The organism is Klebsiella ornithinolytica NBRC 105727 = ATCC 31898 (genome assembly GCF_001598295.1).
GTDB lineage: Bacteria > Pseudomonadota > Gammaproteobacteria > Enterobacterales > Enterobacteriaceae > Klebsiella > Klebsiella ornithinolytica.
Map to the genome: position 1 here is coordinate 550,849 of NZ_BCYR01000001.1, position 19,156 is coordinate 570,004.

At 55.8% G+C, this 19,156-nt stretch carries 15 protein-coding genes; 5 read left to right on the forward strand and 10 right to left on the reverse strand.

What is annotated here, in order from left to right:
* Positions 1-71: 71 nt before the first annotated feature.
* From pdeG to yieE, 5 genes are all read right to left on the reverse strand, one after another.
* Positions 72-1,595, reverse strand: coding sequence for a cyclic di-3',5'-guanosine monophosphate phosphodiesterase PdeG (pdeG, locus tag ROR01S_RS02415; protein ID WP_004864779.1), 1,524 nt, complete (start codon positions 1,593-1,595; stop codon positions 72-74).
* A gap of 425 nt (positions 1,596-2,020) precedes the next feature.
* Entirely contained in the window at positions 2,021-3,994 is a 1,974-nt protein-coding gene (gene cirA, locus ROR01S_RS02420; protein WP_015583841.1) for a catecholate siderophore receptor CirA, read from the reverse strand.
* Positions 3,982-4,248, reverse strand: coding sequence for a hypothetical protein (locus ROR01S_RS26940; RefSeq protein ID WP_155407391.1), 267 nt, complete (start codon positions 4,246-4,248; stop codon positions 3,982-3,984). Before ROR01S_RS26940 ends, cirA begins: the two co-directional genes overlap by 13 nt.
* 58 nt (positions 4,249-4,306) lie before the next feature.
* A complete protein-coding gene (locus ROR01S_RS02430) occupies positions 4,307-5,776 on the reverse strand; it encodes an amino acid permease (protein WP_004864786.1) in 1,470 nt (489 codons plus the stop codon).
* Between the two features lie 191 nt (positions 5,777-5,967).
* Positions 5,968-6,834, reverse strand: coding sequence for a DNA-binding transcriptional regulator YeiE (gene yieE / locus ROR01S_RS02435; RefSeq protein WP_004864789.1), 867 nt, complete (start codon positions 6,832-6,834; stop codon positions 5,968-5,970).
* 371 nt (positions 6,835-7,205) lie between these two features.
* Here yieE and ROR01S_RS02440 point away from each other — a divergent pair, with 371 nt between their 5' ends.
* Both ROR01S_RS02440 and nfo read left to right on the forward strand, forming a co-directional pair.
* Positions 7,206-8,255 (forward strand): YeiH family protein, encoded by a 1,050-nt coding sequence (locus ROR01S_RS02440; RefSeq protein WP_004864791.1) that lies wholly within the window; start codon positions 7,206-7,208, stop codon positions 8,253-8,255.
* 93 nt (positions 8,256-8,348) lie between these two features.
* A complete protein-coding gene (nfo, locus tag ROR01S_RS02445) occupies positions 8,349-9,206 on the forward strand; it encodes a deoxyribonuclease IV (RefSeq protein WP_004864792.1) in 858 nt (285 codons plus the stop codon).
* A 115-nt stretch (positions 9,207-9,321) separates the two neighbouring features.
* On the opposite strand, the gene fruA is transcribed toward nfo, so the two are convergent.
* The 3 genes from fruA to fruB are packed head-to-tail and all read right to left on the reverse strand — an operon-like array spanning position 9,322 to position 13,099.
* The gene (gene fruA, locus ROR01S_RS02450; RefSeq protein ID WP_004864795.1) at positions 9,322-11,013 is read right to left on the reverse strand and encodes a PTS fructose transporter subunit IIBC; all 1,692 of its coding nucleotides are present in this window, start codon (positions 11,011-11,013) and stop codon (positions 9,322-9,324) included.
* 16 nt (positions 11,014-11,029) lie between these two features.
* Positions 11,030-11,968, reverse strand: coding sequence for a 1-phosphofructokinase (gene fruK, locus ROR01S_RS02455; RefSeq protein ID WP_004864796.1), 939 nt, complete (start codon positions 11,966-11,968; stop codon positions 11,030-11,032).
* Entirely contained in the window at positions 11,969-13,099 is a 1,131-nt protein-coding gene (gene fruB / locus ROR01S_RS02460; protein ID WP_064359078.1) for a fused PTS fructose transporter subunit IIA/HPr protein, read from the reverse strand.
* Between the two features lie 331 nt (positions 13,100-13,430).
* Between fruB and setB the strand changes: the two genes are divergently transcribed.
* On the forward strand, positions 13,431-14,612 hold the full coding sequence (gene setB, locus ROR01S_RS02465; RefSeq protein WP_032717962.1) for a sugar efflux transporter SetB: 1,182 nt from the start codon (positions 13,431-13,433) through the stop codon (positions 14,610-14,612).
* Here setB and ROR01S_RS02470 read toward each other — a convergent pair.
* On the reverse strand, positions 14,609-14,863 hold the full coding sequence (locus ROR01S_RS02470; RefSeq protein ID WP_015583834.1) for a YkgJ family cysteine cluster protein: 255 nt from the start codon (positions 14,861-14,863) through the stop codon (positions 14,609-14,611). The two genes, setB and ROR01S_RS02470, sit on opposite strands and share 4 nt — an antisense overlap.
* A 149-nt stretch (positions 14,864-15,012) precedes the next feature.
* On the opposite strand from ROR01S_RS02470, the gene yeiP reads away from it, so the two are divergent.
* On the forward strand, positions 15,013-15,585 hold the full coding sequence (gene yeiP, locus ROR01S_RS02475) for an elongation factor P-like protein YeiP (protein ID WP_004864815.1): 573 nt from the start codon (positions 15,013-15,015) through the stop codon (positions 15,583-15,585).
* A gap of 586 nt (positions 15,586-16,171) precedes the next feature.
* On the opposite strand, the gene uxuA is transcribed toward yeiP, so the two are convergent.
* Positions 16,172-17,362, reverse strand: coding sequence for a mannonate dehydratase (gene uxuA / locus ROR01S_RS02480; RefSeq protein ID WP_004864817.1), 1,191 nt, complete (start codon positions 17,360-17,362; stop codon positions 16,172-16,174).
* Positions 17,363-17,568: 206 nt separating this feature from the next.
* Here uxuA and ROR01S_RS02485 point away from each other — a divergent pair, with 206 nt between their 5' ends.
* Positions 17,569-19,035 (forward strand): mannitol dehydrogenase family protein, encoded by a 1,467-nt coding sequence (locus ROR01S_RS02485; RefSeq protein ID WP_004864819.1) that lies wholly within the window; start codon positions 17,569-17,571, stop codon positions 19,033-19,035.
* The last annotated feature ends 121 nt before the right edge of the window (positions 19,036-19,156 follow it).

The following is a 19,156-nucleotide window of genomic DNA, read 5'->3' on the forward strand; positions in this document are numbered from 1 at the left end:
CTGCCGGTGTGCCGCAGCCTCGTCGCGGCGCACCGTTTCCCGCTGGCCCGACCGCCGCGCAATGGCATGCGTCATTCAACAATCACCGTTTCTTTATTCTTCGACAGCAGGATCTTTATCAGCTCAATATAAGAAACCGGTTTAAAAAAATAATAACCTTGTAACAGCGTGATATTTTTCCGGTTGAGATAATTCAGCTGCTCTACGGTTTCAACGCCCTCAGCCACAATACGCAATGAGAGCTTGCGCGCCATTTCAAGCACGCAGTCCAGCAGCTTCGTCGATTCATCGAGGCCGTTCACCCGACCGACAAAGCTTTTATCGATCTTTATGTAGTCAATGTTCAAATCATGAAGATAAGACAGCCCTGAATACCCGGTGCCAAAATCATCCAGCGCAATTGTAAAACCGCGGGCGTGCAGGGTGTTCAGATTCGCGATCAGCTGCTCATCGACGTGGAGCGGTTCACGTTCGGTGACTTCAAGCACCAGCGTTAAATTCTTGTTCTGGAAACCGTCGCGGTATTTCAGACAGTCATCCATAAACTGAGGCGAACTGATATGTGAAGCGCTGAAGTTGATACCAATATGAAAACCATCGGGCAGCTTGCTGGTGATTTTGTTCATCTGCACCACCACCTGCGCCATCAGGCTTTGGGTTAAGGGAATAATCAGTCCCGTTCGTTCCGCGAGGGGGATAAATGTCACCGGTGAAATAAGCCCCAGTCGCGGATGTTTCCATCTGGCCAACACCTCGACGCCATAGATAGCCCCGCTGCGGCCATTAACCACCGGCTGGTAAAAAGGAACGATCTCCCCGTTTTCAATGGCTTTACGCAAGTTATCCTCGGGGGTCGTGTATTTGTTCGCATACTTCAGCAGGATCCAGGCCAGGGCGCATGCCACGAACAGAATAAAGATCAACAAACCAGCCCCCTGATTAATCATTCGTTTAACACTAAAAAACGCCGGGAGATTGTATTCAATAGCAAACATAAATTCGGCCGATCGGAAATATGCGGTGGTACTGCGGCTTAAGTCGGTGTTTCTGACATCGCCTGCCGTTCCGATAGTCCGGTCGCCCACCACTAAGGCAAATTGCGTATTCTGTATATTGCTGCTCAGCGCATCGCGAATATGCACATCGCTGATGCTGATGACGGCTTTTCCGGCCGGAAAACGCGTTTGCCAGGCGAGAATCGGCCGACTGTTCACGGTATTTCTCGCGGGAATCAGCATTAACCGGGTGTCCGGCATATCGTTGAAATTCAACAGCAGAACCCGATTTCCCGGCAGGGAAGAACACCAGATTTTATCGTCCTTAATAATCAAAATCGTTCTGAGGTGTGGTTTAAGCGCCGCCTCCGTCCCAAGTTGAAACTGGCCTTCCGGCGTACAGCCTCTGCTCGCCACCTCCAGCGCGGTTGTTGTCGCCTGGCGCGCCTCCTCAAGGATGGCATCAATTCTTTTCGCGGCATGATGTGCGGCATTGGCGCTATTTATTCTGGCGGAGTACCACAGCTGTATATTCAAAATAGACACGCCGATGAGGATAAAAAATACAGCAACGAAAACAGGGAGTATGACATTGCGCATTATTGTTCTCTGTCAATGGAGATGCGATTAATGAATAACGTCGACATGCTCACCATTGATCCCCATGACGTCAGTCATGTTCTCAATCTTAACCCTGCCCTCTGAATGTGTTCTGGACACCAGCGGAAATAACCGGCGGATATTACCACTCACCGTCGAATTTCAGTTCTGAACAAACCGGAGGAAGTCATCCATCCTGATAGAGAATGGGAGCGTCTCTCCCTATAGTGTATACGCCATTTCGCGCCGCGCCTGTTTGTGTGATAACGGCGCCAGCGCATTGAAAAACATCTGCAAAAACAACTCACCGTCGGCATTGTGGAAACACCGACGGCGATGTAAGGTCAGGCCATCATGATGCAAAGCCGGCCAGAAGTTTATCCAGGGGCAGACAGCAGTCGCCATCTGCCCTCTTTCCGCTTCGATCAGAAGCGGTAGTCCACGGCCATAAAGTAGCGACGACCTTCTTCGGTATAGCTATAGTCGTCGCGGCTCAGATCTTTATCCCCCACGTTCAGCACGCCTGAACGCAGCTTCACGCTCTTCGTCACCTGCCAGGCCGCACCGATATCAAACATGGTGTAGCCGCCCGGGGTTTTCGAGGTGGCGCTGACAGCGCGCTGCTCGCCGGTATAATTCGCGGTGACGTAGAAGGACCAATCATCCAGCGGCTTCCAGTCCAGCGTCCCGTTGGCGGTGTGGAACGGCAGCGATTGCAGCGGTTTGTCGCCACCGTTGCTGAGATCGCGGCCATCGTTATAGGTGTAGTTCACCGTCAGCTTCCACTCGTCGCCGAACGGCACTTTGACTTCGGTTTCCACCCCTTTAATACGCGCTTTGTTGACGTTGAAGTAGCGGAAGACCGGTACGCGTTTGCCGTTGACCGTTTTCCAGCCGACAAAGTTCGGGTAGCCCGGCGCTTCGCTGGCGCTGGAGGTTCGCAGAATATCGATCATATCGTCGACGTTATTCTGGAAGGTGGTCACGCTGCCTTCTACGCCATCCAGCAGCCCCTCTTCGCCGCGGTAGTAGAGGCCAAGTTCGAAGCTTTCGCTGGTTTCCGGCTTCAGGTCCGGGTTACCAATGATGCTGCACGAGCCACGGCAGGAGTTGGTGGTCCAGTCCGGGTTCAGCTGCAGCAGCGACGGCGCTTTAAAGGCCGTGGCCCAGCCGCCTTTTACGGTGACCGTATCGGTTGCGTTGTAGACGAGGTAAGCACGTGGACTCCAGTGATCGCCGTAGGTTTGATGGTCGTCCATACGAATACCGGTGGTCAGCGCCAGCGGTTCGAAAATACGCCACTCATCCTCAACAAACAGCGCGTACTGGCTGGCAGAGGTGGATTTTCCGCCGCTGCTCAGGTTGACCGGATCTTTCAGTTTATCGTGGCGCCATTCGCCACCGAAGGTCAGCAGCTGGTTAATCATCCCCAGCGGCAGAACGTACTTGCCGTCAACGGCATTGCTTTCAGAGGTGATCGTCCCGTCCTGGCCCGGGTTTTTGTTATCGACTTTTTCGCCATAAAACTTCAGTTCGCTATTGCCCACGTCCCAACGGCCGTTATGGCTCAGGGAGTAGTTCTGGCGTTCCAGACGGTTGCGGTCGAGGGAGTCGGAATCGCGATCCTGGCGATCGAAGCCATAGCCGGCGGTGATGTCCTGGTTATCGGTCGGCGTCCAGGCAAACTCAACGTTGCCATCGCGGCTGGTAAAACCTTCAATACGCGGCGTTTCGCCGGCGGCATTGCTGGAGGGCTGCTGATCGTCTTTCGCGCGTTTTGCCAGGTTGCCGTAGGCTTTCATCCCCAGCACGCCGTCAATCAGCGGGCCGCTGGTAAAGAACTGACCGTTGTAGGTATCACCGCGATCGCGATGTTCCTGAATCGTGGTATCGGCACTCAGGGTTCCGGTCCACTTCTGGCCGACTTTTTTGGTGATGATGTTCACCACGCCGCCGAGGGCGTCGGAACCATAGAGGGAGGACATCGGCCCGCGGACCACTTCAATGCGTTCGATGGCATCGACCGGGATCCAGTTTAAATCGAAATCGTTATGGCGGAAGACCGCGTTGCGCGAGTTGACGCGTTTGCCGTCGACCAGAATCAGCGTATAGCTGCTGTCGAGGCCGCGAATGCTGACGCCCTTGCGGTTGTCGCCTTCGTTGGTGAGCTGCACACCTGGCACGTCGCGCAGGACATCCTTCAGGTTCTGGACCGGGCGGCGCTGCAGATCTTGCTGAGTAATAACGCTGATACTGGCTGGCGCATCTTTGACGCTCTGTTCAGTCGCCGCGGCGGTGACGACCAGCGTTTCTTCATTCACTTCGGCTGCGGCCGGAAACGCCAGCGATACGACGGATGCGCACAATCCCGCCCGGACAAAAGGGTTTAACCTGAACATTCCATATCTCCATGAGGTCTATAACGAATCAAACAAAAGGTGCAATTAACACGTACTGTCGGCGCACCGCTCATTGGCGGTACGCGCGGTCTTTTTTTACAGTTGACGTGGCTGGTCGCCCCTTGCTGATTGTTCATGACCGGCAAGACAGGGAGATTGGCTTCATCCTGATTTTGATGAGGATGATAAAGATAATGATTTTGATTATCAATAAAATTATGAAGAACTGTATCAATTTGTAAGGCGTACAGCATAAAAAAAACCCTCTTTAAAAGAGGGTTTTGCGGGAACGATTACAACAAGCTTCGGCCGTCAGCCTTTAAATCGCTGTGGGAACTTCATTTCGCTATAGCGGACGAAACGGGTACCTTTTGCCAGCTTATAACCAAACCAGATCACCAGGAACAGCGGGATACCGATATAGGTTGCGGCCACGCCACCCCAGTCGATGGTGTCTTTCAGGAACGCTTCATAGTTCTGGCCCAGCGTGATAATCAGGCACAGCACGAAGGCAAAGATCGGCCCCAGCGGGAAGAACCCTGAACGGTACGGCAGATTGTTTAGATCGTTGCCCTGCAGCACGTAGCCGCGACGGAAACGATAGTGGCTGATGGCGATCCCCAGCCAGGCGATGAAACCGGTCATCCCGGAGGTGTTCAGCAACCACAGGTAAACGGTCTGGTTACCAAACATCGAGCTCAGGAAGCACAGCGCGGCAATCACCGTCGTGGCATACAGCGCATTACGCGGCACGCCGCCACGGGACAGCTTCGAGAAGATGCGCGGAGCTTTGCCATCGCAGGCCAGGGTATAGAGCATACGCGTTGACGCATACATTCCCGAGTTACCCGCCGACAGCACCGCCGTCAGGATAACCGCGTTCATGATTGCCGCCGCAGACAGCAGGCCCGCATGCTGGAACACCAGGGTGAACGGGCTGACGGAAATGTCTTTCACGTCGTTACGCAGCAGACTTGGGTCGGTATACGGAATGATCAGACTGATAATCAAAATCGCGAAGACATAGAACAGCAGGATACGCCAGAACACCTGGCGCACCGCACGCGGGATATTCTTTTCCGGATTTTCGGATTCGCCCGCGGCAATACCAATAAGCTCGGTGCCCTGGAACGAGAAGCCGACGATCATCGCCACGCCTATCATCGCGGAGAAACCACCGGCAAACGGCGCGTCATCAATGGCCCAGTTGCTCCAGCCCGCAGGCTGCGCGCCTTTAAAGATACCGACGATCATCATCACGCCGACAACAATAAAGATAATCACGGTGGCCACTTTGATCAGCGAGAACCAGTATTCCGCTTCGCCAAAGCCTTTAACCGAGATCCAGTTCAGCAGGAACATAATACCGAGGAACAGGGCGCTCCAGACCCAACCCGGCGTATCCGGGAACCAGTAGCTCATTACCAGCTGAGACGCCACGAGGTCAACGGCGATGGTCACCGCCCAGTTATACCAGTAGTTCCAGCCCAGCGCGAAGCCAAAGCCCTCTTCGACATAGTTCTGACCGTAAGTCGCAAAGGAACCAGATACCGGCATATACGCCGCCAGTTCACCCAGGCTGGTCATCAGGAAATAGACCATCAGACCGATCAGAATATAGGAAAGCAGTGCGCCGCCAGGGCCTGCCTGAGAAATAGTTGCACCAGATGCAACGAAAAGACCTGTACCGATGGAACCGCCAATAGCGATCATGGTCAAGTGGCGCGCCTTCAGTTCACGGCGTAGGCCGGGCGCTTCTGTGGTTTTAGTATCCGAAACCATGTGAAAATGCTATCCATCCAAAAAACGAGGCGCGATTGTAGCAGACGATCCGGGTTCTATCCGGTACAAATGCGAAGTTATAAGAGAGCTTCATGATCGACAATGGATTATTAGTAAAGCACTAATCCCCGGAAATGCCAGTCATAATCTGCTGATCTCTCACGATAATACCCTTGCTAGCCGCCGATGATTTATACCTGACAGTAGCGCAGAAAACGTTGTAATGCCTTGGAAATATGCTTTTGCCGATGGTGAATCCGCCACAGAGTGCGGGTCAGATTAGGCAGCGGGACCGGCAGTTCAACCAGCGATCCCACCTCCAGCTGTTCGGCGATAACCCGCCGGGAGAGGCAGCTGATGCCCAGGCCGTGACGCACGGCGTGTTTGATAGCTTCCGAATTGCCGAGCTCCATGCCCAGATGAAACGCCGGCAGATGCGACAGCAACAGGTAGTCAACGATTTCGCGGGTGCCGGAGCCATGTTCACGCAGGATCCACGGCGCTTCCGCCAGCCGTTGCAGCGTCACCTCCCCTTCCAGCAGCGGCGAATCCGGTGCGGCGAACACCACGAGCTCATCTTCCAGCCATGGCTCGGCGATAATGTCTGCCGCATGACATGGCCCTTCGATAAGCCCGATATCCACCCGCAGATCGGCGACCGCATTAATCACGTCCTGGCTATTGCCCACGCTCAGCTCCAGCGGCAGGTCGGGAAAATCTCGGCGATAGTGGGCGATAATTTCCGGCAGGATATAGTTGCCGATCGTGCTGCTGGCATAAACCCGGATCGCGCCATTGTCACCGCGAAACAGCTGCTCAATCTCCAGCGCGCGCTCAAGTAATGCCAGCGCCCGCGGGTAGAGAAGCCGGCCATGTTCGTTTACCACCAGCCGCTTGCCGACGCGGTCAAACAGCTGCACGCCCAGCTGCCCCTCCAGATCGGTCAGCGCCGCGCTGACCGCCGATTGAGAAAGCGCCAGCATCTGTGACGCCTGGGTCGTTGACCCGCTCTTTAGCACCTCAGCAAATACTTCCAGCTGCCGTAGCGTGATATGCATAACTCATCCTGCCTTCATTTATATACAGCGTGGCTCTCCGACAACCGGTCGATCGTGAGAATGCCACTCCAGACGCGAAAATATTCGCATATACCCTGAATAATTCGAGTTGCAGGACAAGACGGTTAACCGTCCTGAACAGCGTTTACGCTGGCCCCAAAGGGTTCAGGCCATAGGCCGAATCATGCGGCCAGAGAGCAAGTTCCCCAGGCACTTACTGAAACATGTGACTGGGGTAAGTGAGCGCAGCCAACGCACAGCACCTTGATGTATGGCGGGTATACCACTTATTCCGATTGATTATAAATATATAATCAATTTTATATTTAAACCAGTCCGTCGTAATCTTTACACAGACAAAGGAGAAGGTTATGACAGCACTCACTTTACCGACTAAACATCGCACCCTATGGCATTTTATCCCGGGACTTGCGCTGACCGCCGTTCTGACCGGCGCTGCGCTTTGGGCTGGTAGCTTTTCCGCTATCGCCGGCGCCGGCTTCAGCGCACTGACGCTGGCCATCTTATTCGGTATGGTCATCGGTAACACGATTTACCCTAAGCTCTGGCAATCCTGTGATGGCGGCGTAATCTTTGCCAAACAACATCTGTTACGACTCGGCATTATTTTATACGGTTTTCGCCTGACGTTCGCCCAAATCGCCGATGTCGGCGTCAGCGGTATCACTATCGACGTACTGACGCTGACCAGCACCTTTTTTATCGCCTGTTACCTCGGGCAGAAGGTCTTCGGCCTCGACAAACATACCAGCTGGCTGATTGGCGCCGGTAGCAGCATCTGCGGCGCCGCCGCAATTCTGGCTACCGAGCCGGTCGTCAAGGCGGAAGCCAGTAAAGTGACCGTCGCGGTGGCTACGGTAGTCATTTTCGGTACCCTGGCTATCTTCCTCTATCCGGCGATGTATCCGATGCTGGCGCACTGGTTCACACCGGAAGCCTATGGCATCTATATGGGCTCTACGATGCATGAGGTGGCGCAGGTCGTAGCCGCAGGACATGCAATCAGCCCGGATGCGGAAAATGCCGCGGTGATTGCGAAAATGCTGCGCGTGATGATGCTGGCTCCGTTCCTGCTGTTTATGGCCGCTCGCGTCAAACAGCTGGCGCCAGAGGGCCAGGGAGAAAAAAGCAAAATCACCATTCCGTGGTTTGCCATCCTGTTCATTCTGGTGGCGGTGTTTAACTCTTTCCACCTGTTGCCAAAACCGGTCGTCGACATGCTGGTGACGCTCGATACCGTCCTGCTGGCGATGGCGATGGCGGCACTGGGGCTGACCACTCACGTCAGCGCGCTAAAAAAAGCCGGTGCTAAACCGCTGCTGATGGCCTTGATACTGTTCGTCTGGCTGATCGTCGGCGGGGGTGCCATCAACCTGGTGATTCACAGCCTGATGGCATAACCCGGTCGCGTGAACGCACGCATTCGTTGATGTAACTCTGCAGTTAAGCCGCTATCATTACTCTCCACCCAGCGGCTTAACTGGAGCTTTTTTATGAAATACATTGGAGCGCACGTCAGCGCCTCCGGCGGACTGGCCAATGCCGCCATTCGCGCCGCCGAAATCGACGCCACCGCCTTCGCGCTGTTTACCAAAAACCAGCGGCAATGGCGAGCTGCCCCGCTCAGCGACGAAACAATTGCTGAATTCAAAGCCGCCTGCGAAAAATACCGCTTTGGTCCCGGACAAATCCTGCCGCACGACAGCTACCTGATTAACCTCGGCCACCCGGTTGAGGAGGCGCTGGAAAAATCTCGCGATGCCTTTATCGATGAACTGAGCCGCTGCCAGCAGCTCGGACTGACGCTGCTCAATTTCCATCCCGGCAGCCACCTGCAGCAGATACCGGAGGACGAGTGCCTGGCGCGTATTGCCGAGTCCATTAATATTGCATTGGCTAAAACCGAAGGCGTGACCGCCGTCATTGAAAATACCGCCGGCCAGGGCAGCAACCTCGGTTTCCAGTTTGAACACCTGGCCGCCATTATTGACGGCGTGGAGGACAAATCCCGCGTCGGCGTCTGCATTGATACCTGCCACGCCTTTGCCGCCGGTTATGACCTGCGTAGCGCAGAAGCGTGTGAGAAAACCTTCGCCGACTTCGAACGTATTGTCGGTTTCCGCTATCTGCGCGGCATGCACCTCAACGATGCTAAAAGCGCCTTCGGCAGCCGCGTTGACCGCCACCACAGCCTGGGCGAAGGCAATATCGGCCACGACGCTTTCCGCTGGATCATGCAGGACAGCCGCTTCGATGGTATCCCGTTGATTCTGGAAACCATTAACCCGGATATCTGGGCAGAAGAGATTGCCTGGCTGCGAGCGCAACAAACGGAAGAGGCCTCGGCCTGACGCCAGCCGCGTGCGGGCCGTGTGAAACGTATCGCTACGTAGAGAAGTAGAACAGAAAAAGGGCCGAATATTCGGCCCTTTTGTTTTATTACGACGCTCTATCGCGGAGGATAACTCAGGCCGCTTTTTCCGCGGTCTGTCCTTCCGGACGTTTCAGCACCGCATAGGAGAGACCGGCCACCAGGGTACCGGCAACAATCGCCAGCAGATAACCAACCACTGGGGTAATCGCGCCAGGAATCAGCAGGACGAACAGACCGCCGTGCGGCGCCATCAGTTTCGCTCCGATAGCCATAGAGATAGCACCAGTCACCGCGCCGCCTACGATACAGCATGGCAGGACACGCATCGGGTCACGGGCAGCAAACGGAATGGCCCCTTCAGAGATAAAGCACAGACCCAGAACCAGCGCCGCTTTCCCCCCTTCCCGTTGCCCTTTATCAAACTTATTGCGGGCAACCAGCGTGGCGATACCCATTGCCAGCGGTGGCACCATACCGGCCGCCATAATCGCCGCCATCGGTGCGTAGGTTTGGGTACTCAGCAGACCGACGCCGAAGGCATAGGCTGCTTTGTTCACCGGGCCCCCCATGTCGGTACACATCATCGCGCCGAGAATTGCGCCCAACAGTACCGCGTTCGCCGTTCCCATCGTTTGCAGCCAGTGGGTCAGCCCTGCCAGAATACCGGCAACAGGTTTGCCAATCAGGTAGATCATCGCCAGGCCGACGATCAGGCTGGAGACCAGCGGAATGATCAGAATCGGTTTCAGCGCTTCCATGCTCGGCGGCAGCTTCAATTTAGTGCTGATCAGTTTAGCAACGTAACCGGCAAGGAAACCGGCGATAATCCCGCCGATAAAGCCGGAACCGCCGCTGACGGCCAGCATCCCGCCGATAAGACCCGGCGTCAGGCCCGGACGGTCGGCAATGGAGAAGGCGATAAAGCCCGCCAGCACCGGAACCATCAACGCAAAGGCTGAACCTCCGCCAATCTGCATCAGCGCGGCGGCAAGGGTATCCTTCACTTCAAAGGCTTTGATACCAAAGGCAAAGGAGAGCGCAATACACAGACCGCCGGCAACGACCATCGGCAGCATATAAGAGACGCCGGTCAGCAGGTGACGATAGGCACCGCCGCCCTCTTTCTTCGCCGCATCAGCCTGCTTGCCGCTCTGACCGGATGGCTGGTACGGTTTCGCTTCAACAACGGCTTTATCCAGTTCCTGGGCCGTTTTCTTCAGCGCCAGACCGGTAGTGGTGCGATACATCGGTTTGCCGGCAAATTTTGCCAGGTCGACTTCAATATCGGCAGCCACAATCACCAGATCCGCCTGCGCCACCTCTTCCGGCGTGATGGCGTTACCTGCGCCGACCGAGCCGCGAGTTTCCACCTTCACCCACCAGCCGCGTTTTTTGGCTTCGGTTTCAATGGCTTCTGCCGCCATAAAGGTATGCGCAACGCCGGTAGGGCAAGCGGTGATCGCCACGATGCGTTTTGCACCACCGGTCGCGGCCGGCAGTGACGCAGCTGCCGGAGCAGCGTACGGCGTCGCATGGCTTTTCGCTTCGCTCAGGAACAGCTCCGGATGCGCAACGGCGCGATTAATATCGCCGAGGAACACCTGTTTACCGCTCAGCGCGCTATCCGCCGGCAGGGCAGTGCCGAGAACGATCGCCAGTTCAGCGTCGTTCGGGTTATCGGTCAGTTCAAGATGCGCTTTATGCGCTGCGGTACCCAGCAGGGTTTTCGCCATATAGGCGCGCGCCTGTCCAAGTCCGGCATCAATAATCAGCAGCGTTTTCATTATGCCTCTCCTGCTGTCAATTAAAGGGTTTTAAGTCGACACGCGCCATCATGGCGGCCAACTGGGTACGATCGGTAATACCGACATTGCTCTGGCTAACCGCCAGCGCCGCAACGGCAGTGGCCAGACGCAGCGTATGCTCGCTGGATTCACGCATCAGCAGGCCGTAGATCAGACCGCCAACCATGGAATCCCCGGCACCAACGGTGCTGACCACTTCGACGGAAGGCGGTTTCGCAATCCATTCGCCCGAGGCGTTAACCCACAGCGCACCCTCTTCGCCGAGGGAGATAACCACGTGGGCAATGCCCTGCTCGCGCAGCGCATGCGCCGCATCAATCACGTCTTTCATTTCCGGCAGCTTACGGCCCGCCCAAATTTCCAGCTCGCGACGGTTTGGCTTCACCAGCCACGGCGCGGCTTTCAGACCGGCAACCAGCGCTTCGCGGCTGCTGTCAAAGATAATGCACGGACACTGGCTGCGCAGGCGAACCATCCAGTCAGTGAAGGCTTCCGGGCTAACGCCTGACGGCAGACTGCCGCTGACGCACACCATGTCGAACTGACCCAGCCAGCTCAGGGAGTCATTCACAAAGCGTTCCCAGTCGGCCGGGGTCACTTCAAAACCGGAGAAGTTGAAATCGGTCACTTCACCATCTTTTTCCGTCAGCTTGACGTTGATGCGCGTCCGCCCCTGAACCACCTGGAAACGGTTGGCAATCCCCAGCTCGCTGAACAGCTGCTGAAAACCATCCTGGTTATCTTTACCAAGAAATCCGCCAACGGTGACGTCAATGCCGAGATCTTTCAGCACTTTCGCCACGTTGATACCTTTCCCGGCGGCATGCAGACCGGTGGTCCGCACAAGGTTGACCTCCCCGCGTTCAATTTCCGGTGTGAAACCCACCAGGTCATACGCCGGGTTTAATGTAATCGTTGCTACACGTCTGCTCATTTATGCGCCCTCCCCAAGGCCTGCGGCGATCGCTTCGCCAATCGCATCCAGCGCCTGTTGCGCATCTTCACCCTGCGCGGTGAAGCGCAGACGGTGGCCTTTCTTCACGCCCAGCGCCACGACTTTCATCAGGCTGCGGCCATTTGCCGGCTTGCCGGATCCGTCCAGATTGGTGACGGTAATGTCGCTGGAAAATTGTTTAATGGTGTTCACCAGCATCGTGCCCGGACGGGCGTGCAGCCCGTGCTCATTGCGCACCACATACTCGGCGCTCAGCACGTCGTCGGCGATAGCCTCGTCGCTGGTCAGCAGCGCCAGCAACGTCGCGCCATCAGACTTCAGCAGACGGTCAGCTTTTTTATCAATAAGCAGATTGCTCAGGCGATTCAGTACCGCGGTAGGCTGTTCATCTGCCATCGCGACGGTTATCAGCAGCGAGACCGGCTGCTCATCGGCGGTAAATGTGCTGGCGGCACGGCTGACCGCAATCGCGCTGCGCAGGTTGCCTTCCGCGCTGTCGTTCAGCCAGATGCCCTGCCCGAGATTAAGCGGTTTATCATTGATGGTGCGGCTGACGAAAGAGGCGTCAACGGCGCCAGCCTCTTTCAGACGCGCGGCGTTCAGCGCCTGTAAGGTCATCAGGTCGCTGGCAGCGATATCCAGGCTCAGCGTGTCATTATCCAGTTTCAGCGCTTCGCTCTGCTTTTCACCCATCAACAGGGCCCGCAGCTCTTCCGCCGTGGTCGCTGATTTAAGTTGTTCAGCGACTGAATCATCGCTCAGGACGTGGGTCAGCTGACGCAGAAGCCCCAGATGTTCATCCGAGCTGGCGGCGATACCGATTGCCACGTACGCGGTCTGCCCCTCTCCCCAGGTTACGCCCTGCGGAAACTGATAGACCTGAACGCCGGTTTTCAGCACCTGGTCACGCGTGTCGGTAGTCCCGTGCGGGATGGCAATGCCATTGCCAAGGAATGTGGAGGTTTGCTGCTCGCGAGCCAGCATCCCGTTAACGTAGCCTTCCGCCACGTTGCCCGCGCTGACCAGCGCTGCGGCAACCTGACGAATCGCCTTTTCTTTATTACCGGCCTGCTGGCCGGGATGAATATCCTGCACAGATAACTGGAACATGGTTCTCCTCTCCTGCTGTATTGAATCGTTTCAGCTATTTTGCGAAAAAAGGCGTCATCTTCCTGATGGAGAAACTCCCGATGACGCTGAAACGTTTCAATGAGTCTGTACCTTTCTTATCCACTGCGCAAGATCTGTTATCAACCTGATAACGGAAATTAGAGGTGCAGCACACTTTTGCTGAAGCCCGACGTTCGCATTCAGCCAGGCTTCAGCTTTTTGCTGAAATGACTAATTTGAAACTGCTTTTTAATTTTACATACCATACTACTGTTCATTTTCTGAGTGACGGCGTAAACTCCGCTGCTCAGACAATTACAGATAACCACCCATGCAAAACAGTAGCGCCGCCCTCCCCCGACGCGGGTTCGATTTAACCTCTTCTGCTTTCCTGATCGTTGCCTTCCTGACGGGCATTGCCGGCGCGTTGCAAACGCCGACCCTGAGCCTGTTTTTAACCAACGAAGTGCATGTGCGCCCGGCGATGGTCGGCTTCTTTTTTACCGGTAGCGCGGTGATCGGTATTCTGGTCAGCCAGTTTCTCGCCGGACGCTCGGACCGCCAGGGCGATCGCAAGCAGCTGATTGTCTTTTGCTGCCTGCTTGGGGTCCTGGCCTGCCTGCTGTTCGCCTGGAACCGCAACTACTTTATTCTGCTCTTCGTCGGGGTCTTCCTCAGCAGCTTCGGCTCCACCGCCAACCCGCAGATGTTCGCCCTGGCGCGCGAGCATGCCGATAAAACCGGCCGCGAAGCGGTGATGTTCAGCTCCATTTTGCGTGCCCAGGTCTCGCTGGCGTGGGTGATCGGCCCGCCGCTGGCCTACGCGCTGGCAATGGGGTTCGGCTTTACCGTGATGTATCTCTGCGCCGCGATCGCCTTTGTGGTCTGCGGAGCGATGGTATGGTTCTTTCTGCCCAGCATGCGCAAAGAGAAACTGGCGGCAGTCGGTCATCTGGAAGCGCCGCGTACCCATCGTCGCGATGCGCTGCTGCTGTTCAGCGTTTGCACATTAATGTGGGGTATTAACAGCCTGTACATTATTAATATGCCGCTCTATATCATTAATGAGCTGCATTTATCCGAGAAGCTGGCCGGGCTGATGATGGGGACCGCCGCCGGGTTGGAAATCCCGACGATGCTGATTGCCGGCTATTATGCCCGGCGCTTTGGTAAGCGCTTTTTGATGCGCCTCGCCGCGGCCGCCGGAATACTGTTTTACGTGGGGATGCTGCTGGTGCATACGCCCGCTTTACTGCTGGCTCTGCAGGCGCTGAACGCGATATTCATCGGTATTCTGGCCGGTATTGGCATGCTCTACTTCCAGGATCTGATGCCCGGCCAGGCCGGCGCTGCCACCACGCTGTATACCAATACCACCCGCGTCGGCTGGATTATCGCCGGTTCGCTGGCGGGCGTGGTGGCAGAAATCTGGAGCTATCACGCTGTTTTCTGGATTGCCCTCGGCATGGGCGCGGTGTCATTGCTTTGCCTGTGGCGCATTAAAGACGTTTAAGGCGCGGTGCTCGCTTCCAGCTGGATAAGATAGGTCATGGCCGCTTCGCGATTTGTCGAACACATCTCAAAGACAGGCTGCAGGCTGGCGCAGACTTTCGGTCTGAGCGGCGACGTGAAGATGTTGCACAGATTCTGTTCCGAAAGCTGGACGCAGCGCGTGTTAGCAGGCTTGCCGTCAGGCATTCCGGGGATCGGGGATGAAATAGAGGGGGCGATACAGCAGGCACCGCAATCGATACGACATTCCATAAATGACTCTCTTGATGTTGCGGTTCACGGCCCAGCCTAAACGTTTTGTCCAGAGATAGCAAAACTCGCGAATTCCACTTGCCTGAAAGCCCCGGCACGAGTAGTTTTACGCGATATTTTTTGAACCGTTAAGTGACAGGATTACTGCAATGCCAAGAGCGAATGAAATTAAAAAAGGTATGGTGCTGAATTACAATGGCAAGCTGCTGATTGTAAAAAATATTGATATTCAGTCACCGAGCGCCCGTGGCGCAGCAACGCTGTACAAAATGCGTTTCTCTGATGTACGTACCGGTCTGAAAGTGGAAGAGCGCTTTAAAGGCGACGATATCGTTGACACCGTGACCCTGACCCGCCGTTTCGTTGACTTCTCCTATGTTGACGGCAACGAGTACGTGTTTATGGATAAAGAAGATTACACGCCGTACACCTTCACCAAAGAGCAGATTGAAGAAGAGCTGCTGTTCATTCCGGAAGGCGGCATGCCTGATATGCAGGTTCTGACCTGGGATGGCCAGCTGCTGGCGCTGGAGCTGCCGCAGACCGTGGATCTGGAAATCGTGGAAACCGCACCGGGCATTAAAGGCGCCTCGGCAAGCTCTCGCACCAAACCGGCGACCCTGAGCACCGGCCTGGTGATTCAGGTTCCGGAATACCTGACCACCGGCGAGAAAATTCGTATTCATATCGAAGAAAGCCGCTATATGGGTCGCGCGGACTAATATCGCGTCGTGGCGGATAAGGGCGGAAACGCCCTGTCCAGACCGCCCGCCGCATGAGCCGGGCAGTAAGACAAAAAAGAACGGCCAGAGGCTAATGCGGGTCACTTAAAGGTGACCCGCATTTTTTTGCTTTATCTCAGGTCAGGGCGATGCCGGTAAACGGTGGTTGGTACGAAAGGGGTCTGTCGCGTGGGTGCCGTGGAGTATTCCGTTCACTTTTGTGGCATGTTCCGTTCACGATGCATCCGACACTGTCTCACACCCGCTGCAGGTGAACGGCATTGCGCTGAAAACAGAAATACGCGGGACCGGTGGTGAACGGAATATCCCACAGAACACATGCTCGGAGTGCGAAGCCCCCTTTCACGCAAACCACCATAAAAACGCCATCCCCGGCTTAACAACAATCTCCAGGACAGGCTCGCCTGCAGAAATGTTGAAAACCTGACAGCGCCACATACAAAACCGGCAATTTCTTTGAGATGACGGATTCTTACACCTCCGCCGGATCGGTCAGCCGACCCGTAAACGATCGGCATCAATCCAGAGGCTGTCCTTTCTACTTCTTACCTTCCCGCCGCCAGAATTACAGCAGTTCCGGATACTTCGTCATCTTCAGCGCCAGCTCAACGCCGCGTACTTCCGCCATCCCCTTCAGACGACCAATCGCCGAATAGCCCGGGTTGGTTTTCTTACGCAGATCGTCCAGCATCTGGTGGCCATGGTCCGGACGGAACGGAATCGGACGCAGATCGCCCGCATGCTTGCGACGCAGCTCTTCGCTCAGAATCGCATCCACCACCGCCACCATATTGACGTCACCGGTCAGATGCGCCGCTTCGTGGAACGTTTTGGGGTTCTCTTCACGGCAGGTCGAACGCAGATGAGTGAAGTGGATCCTGTCGCCGAAGGTTTCGACCATTTTCACCAGATCGTTATCGGCACGCACGCCGTAAGAACCGGTGCACATCGTAAAGCCGTTGTTGATGCTGTCCACGGTCTCTTTCAGCCACTGCATGTCTTCGATAGTCGAAACGATACGCGGCAGACCGAGGATCGGACGCGGCGGATCGTCCGGGTGTACGGCCAACCGTACGCCAACCTCTTCGCATACCGGTACGATAGCACGCAGGAAGACGGCCATGTTCTCACGCAGCTGCGCTTTATTGATATGGTCATATTCCGCCAGCCGCGCGCGGAACTGTTCGAGGGTATAGCCCTCTTCTGCGCCCGGTAAACCGGCAATAATATTGCGGGTCAGCTTTTCAATATCTGCTTCGCTCATCGCCGCAAAACGAGCCTGCGCCTGGCGCTGCTCCTCTTCACTGTAATCCGCCTCGGCGCCAGGGCGCTTAAGGATATGTAACTCAAAAGCGGCAAACGCGATTTGGTCAAAACGCAAGGCTTTCGAACCGTCCGGCAGCTGGTACTCAAGGTCAGTGCGCGTCCAGTCGAGAATTGGCATGAAGTTATAGCAGACGGTATCAATCCCGCAGGCTGCCAGGTTACGAATGCTCTGCTGGTAGTTGGCGATCCAGGTCGCACACTGCCCGCTTTGGGTTTTGATCTCTTCGTGTACCGGGATACTTTCCACGACCGACCACGTCAACCCTTTTTCCGCCAGCAGCGCCTGACGCTGTTTAATTTCGTCAACCGGCCAGACTTGACCATTAGGAATATGGTGCAGTGCGGTGACCACACCCGTCGCGCCAGCCTGCCGTACATCATCAAGCGACACCGGATCGTTCGGTCCATACCAACGCCAGGTTTGTTCCATCGCTATGCCCTCTCAAAGTTGTTATACCAATAACACCAACATCAATGATGACTACCATACAGGCTTCTCGCCGGGGATCAATTTATCCCGCTAAATTGATTGATCCAGCTCACACTAAGCGTATAAATACGGCTCACCAATTTAATTTGTTGTCATATAACTTTACACTGGCATTGTTAATCATTGGTTAATCAGGTGTGTAAAGAATGACAACTATTGCTACCGCTACGCTGCCAGAAAGCGTGCAGCTTCCTCAGTACGATCGCAGCCAGCTGCGCTCGCGCATTGTGCACTTTGGCTTCGGGGCGTTTCATCGCGCTCATCAGGCCCTGCTTACCGATCGGGTGCTGAACGCCAGCGGCGGAGACTGGGGGATCTGCGAAATTAGCCTGTTCAGCGGCGACCGGCTGATGAGCCAGCTCCGTCAGCAGGACCACCTGTTCACCGTGCTGGAAAAAGGCGCGCACGGCAACCAGCCGATTGTCGTAGGCGCCGTTCACGAATGTCTGAATGCAAAGCTGGACTCTCTGCCCGCTATCATTGAAAAATTCTGCGAACCGCAGGTGGCCATCGTCTCGCTCACCATTACAGAGAAAGGCTACTGTATCGATCCCGCCAGCGGCACGCTGGACCTGACGCAGCCGCGCATTATTCACGATCTGGACAATCCCACGCTGCCGCAGTCGGTGCCGGGGATTCTGGTCGAAGCCTTGTCCCGCCGCCGCGAACGAGGCCTGCCGCCGTTTACGGTACTCTCCTGCGATAATATTCCTGATAACGGCCACGTGGTTAAAAATGCGGTTCTGGGCATGGCGGAGAAGCGCGCCCCCGAACTGGCGCAGTGGATCGCTGAACACGTCAGTTTTCCCGGCACCATGGTTGACCGTATTGTGCCCGCCGCCACCGATGAGTCGCTGGCTGAAATCAGCGCCGCACTCGGCGTAGAAGACCCATGCGCCATCAGCTGTGAGCCATTTATTCAGTGGGTGATTGAGGATAACTTCGTGGCGGGCCGCCCGGCGTGGGAAATTGCCGGCGCCCAGATGACCGATAACGTGCTGCCGTGGGAACAGATGAAACTGCGGATGCTCAACGGCAGCCACTCCTTCCTTGCCTGGCTCGGCTACCTTGCCGGCCATGCGCATATCAGTGACTGCATGCAGGATGCGGTGCTGCGCAGCGCCGCTCGCCGACTGATGCTTGACGAACAGGCCCCGACGCTGGCTATCGAAGGCGTCAATCTGACGCACTATGCCGACAGTCTGATCGCGCGCTTCAGCAATCCAGCGCTTAAACATCGCACCTGGCAGATAGCGATGGACGGCAGTCAGAAGCTTCCACAGCGTATGCTTGACGGTATTCGCGTTCACCTGCAGCGCGGTAGCCGCTGGCCGTTGCTGGCGCTCGGCGTGGCGGGCTGGATGCGCTACGTCAGCGGTATAGATGATGCCGGTCAGGCTATCGATATTCGCGACCCGCTGAGCGAGAAGATTCAGGCTCTGGTTGCCGGCAGCCGCAACGAGGAACGCGTCAGCGCCCTGCTATCCCTGGAAGAAATCTTCGGTCGCGACCTGCCGGGCAATACGCAGTTTGTAGACAACATCACCGCCGCCTGGCATCAGCTTTGTACCGTCGGTGCCCGCCAGGCTATCGCCAACGTGCCCGGGATTTAACAATTGCTGCTCTTTTGCGGACAGAATTCTTTTCTGTCCGCCGTAGCCCTTCTCTTTTCCCCTTTTTTTCGTCAGGATAGTCTCAACTGTTACAACATTACATTTGTATCCTGGAGAAAAT

Excerpts from the sequence above, each read along its gene's own strand:
- pdeG (WP_004864779.1), bottom strand. The coding sequence starts at position 1,595 with ATGCGCAATGTCATACTCCCTGTTTTCGTTGCTGTATTTTTTATCCTC.
- cirA (WP_015583841.1), bottom strand. The coding sequence starts at position 3,994 with ATGTTCAGGTTAAACCCTTTTGTCCGGGCGGGATTGTGCGCATCCGTC.
- ROR01S_RS26940 (WP_155407391.1), bottom strand. The coding sequence starts at position 4,248 with ATGCTGTACGCCTTACAAATTGATACAGTTCTTCATAATTTTATTGAT.
- ROR01S_RS02430 (WP_004864786.1), bottom strand. The coding sequence starts at position 5,776 with ATGGTTTCGGATACTAAAACCACAGAAGCGCCCGGCCTACGCCGTGAA.
- yieE (WP_004864789.1), bottom strand. The coding sequence starts at position 6,834 with ATGCATATCACGCTACGGCAGCTGGAAGTATTTGCTGAGGTGCTAAAG.
- ROR01S_RS02440 (WP_004864791.1), top strand. The coding sequence starts at position 7,206 with ATGACAGCACTCACTTTACCGACTAAACATCGCACCCTATGGCATTTT.
- nfo (WP_004864792.1), top strand. The coding sequence starts at position 8,349 with ATGAAATACATTGGAGCGCACGTCAGCGCCTCCGGCGGACTGGCCAAT.
- fruA (WP_004864795.1), bottom strand. The coding sequence starts at position 11,013 with ATGAAAACGCTGCTGATTATTGATGCCGGACTTGGACAGGCGCGCGCC.
- fruK (WP_004864796.1), bottom strand. The coding sequence starts at position 11,968 with ATGAGCAGACGTGTAGCAACGATTACATTAAACCCGGCGTATGACCTG.
- fruB (WP_064359078.1), bottom strand. The coding sequence starts at position 13,099 with ATGTTCCAGTTATCTGTGCAGGATATTCATCCCGGCCAGCAGGCCGGT.
- setB (WP_032717962.1), top strand. The coding sequence starts at position 13,431 with ATGCAAAACAGTAGCGCCGCCCTCCCCCGACGCGGGTTCGATTTAACC.
- ROR01S_RS02470 (WP_015583834.1), bottom strand. The coding sequence starts at position 14,863 with ATGGAATGTCGTATCGATTGCGGTGCCTGCTGTATCGCCCCCTCTATT.
- yeiP (WP_004864815.1), top strand. The coding sequence starts at position 15,013 with ATGCCAAGAGCGAATGAAATTAAAAAAGGTATGGTGCTGAATTACAAT.
- uxuA (WP_004864817.1), bottom strand. The coding sequence starts at position 17,362 with ATGGAACAAACCTGGCGTTGGTATGGACCGAACGATCCGGTGTCGCTT.
- ROR01S_RS02485 (WP_004864819.1), top strand. The coding sequence starts at position 17,569 with ATGACAACTATTGCTACCGCTACGCTGCCAGAAAGCGTGCAGCTTCCT.